Annotated in this window: 3 protein-coding genes; all 3 read right to left on the bottom strand. The window is 64.4% G+C overall.

The window, feature by feature from the left end; genetic code table 11:
• A partial coding sequence (locus EN939_RS34430; protein ID WP_245473284.1) for an amidase occupies positions 1 to 671 on the bottom strand: 671 nt, incomplete at its 3' end.
• Positions 671 to 1,126, bottom strand: a complete 456-nt coding sequence (locus EN939_RS34425; RefSeq protein ID WP_127271852.1) for a GNAT family N-acetyltransferase — start codon at positions 1,124 to 1,126, stop codon at positions 671 to 673. The genes EN939_RS34425 and EN939_RS34430, both read right to left, overlap by 1 nt.
• 8 nt (positions 1,127 to 1,134) lie before the next feature.
• On the bottom strand, positions 1,135 to 1,323 hold a 189-nt coding region (gene gatC, locus EN939_RS34420; RefSeq protein WP_127271851.1), incomplete at its 5' end, for an Asp-tRNA(Asn)/Glu-tRNA(Gln) amidotransferase subunit GatC.

Genomic DNA, 1,323 nt, shown 5'->3' with positions numbered 1-1,323 from the left:
ATGCCGACCGTCCCGGTGAAGGCGGCCGGCTGGCGGATCGAGCCGCCAGTGTCCGTCGCGGTCGCGCCGGCGCACAGGAAGGCGGAGACTGCCGTGGCCGACCCGCCGGAAGAGCCACCCGGCACCAACTGCGCATTGTCCAGGCTGCGCACGGCCCTCGTGCCGCCGGCCGAGACGAAGCCGCCATCGCCCTGATGCGTCGTCGGCATCACCGCAGTATCGAGGCGCGAGCGCCGCCACGGATTGATGACCGGACCATAGTAGGACGTCTCGTTGGACGAACCCATGGCGAACTCGTCCATGTTGAGCTTGCCGAGCATAACGGCGCCGTCGGCCCACAGATTTGACGTAACGGTCGATTCGTAGCGCGGCTTGAACCCGTCGAGCACATGGCTGCAAGCCTGCGTGTGGACGCCTTCGGTGCCGAACAGGTCCTTGATCCCCAACGGAATGCCTTCCAGCGCACCGCCCTCGCCCTTGACCAGCCTGGCGTCGGACGCCTTGGCCATGTCGCGCGCCTTGTCGCCGGTCACGGCGACATAGGCATTGAGCGCCGGATTGGCGCGCTCGATAGCGCCGAGATAGGCCTCGGTGATCTCGGTCGCGGTGATTTCCTTGCCGCGCAGCTTGGCGCGGGCCTGTGAAATCGTCAGCTGGGTCAGGTCGCTCATCAAAGGCTCTTTTCGTAAAACACCGACCACTCAGAATCGGGATAATCCAGCACCGGGCCGCAACGCGAAAACCCGGCGCGTTCGTAGACTGTCCACGCCGCGGGATGACGATCGCCCGTCTCCAGCACCAGTCGCTTCAGTCCCTCGTTGCGCGCCAGCGCCTCGACCCGCTCAACGATTTTCGCGCCGATCTTCTGGCCGCGATGCGACGGCCTGATATACATGCGCTTGACCTCGCCAATGGCGCCGTCATGACGCTTCAGCGCGCCGCAGCCGATGGCCAGGCCTTTATCGCGGGCGATGAAAACCGTCGTGTCCTGACCGGCCATCTGCTCAACCGTCAAATGGTAGCAATGCTCCGGCGGCGTCAGTTCGAGCAAGGTCTCGTTGAGTTCGGTGACCAGCCCGCGCAGGTCGTCCTGGAGCGGCGTCTCAATGGCGATCTCGATTGCCATCGGCGGACTTACTCCACGACCTTCGGCACGAGGAAGAAATTCTCTTCGGTCGCCGGCGCGTTGACGACGATGTCGGCCGCCTTGCCGCCGTCGGTGACGACATCGCTGCGCTTCTTCATGTCCATCGGCGTCACCGAGGTCATTGGCTCGACACCGGAAACATCGACCTCGTTCAGCTGCTCGACGAAGCCCAGAAT

It is taken from the genome of Mesorhizobium sp. M7A.F.Ca.CA.002.05.1.1 (assembly GCF_003998335.1).
In the GTDB taxonomy this organism is placed as follows: Bacteria; Pseudomonadota; Alphaproteobacteria; order Rhizobiales; family Rhizobiaceae; genus Mesorhizobium.
Note: the sequence above shows the minus strand (reverse complement) of the source record. Positions and strands in the feature narration are given on the sequence as shown.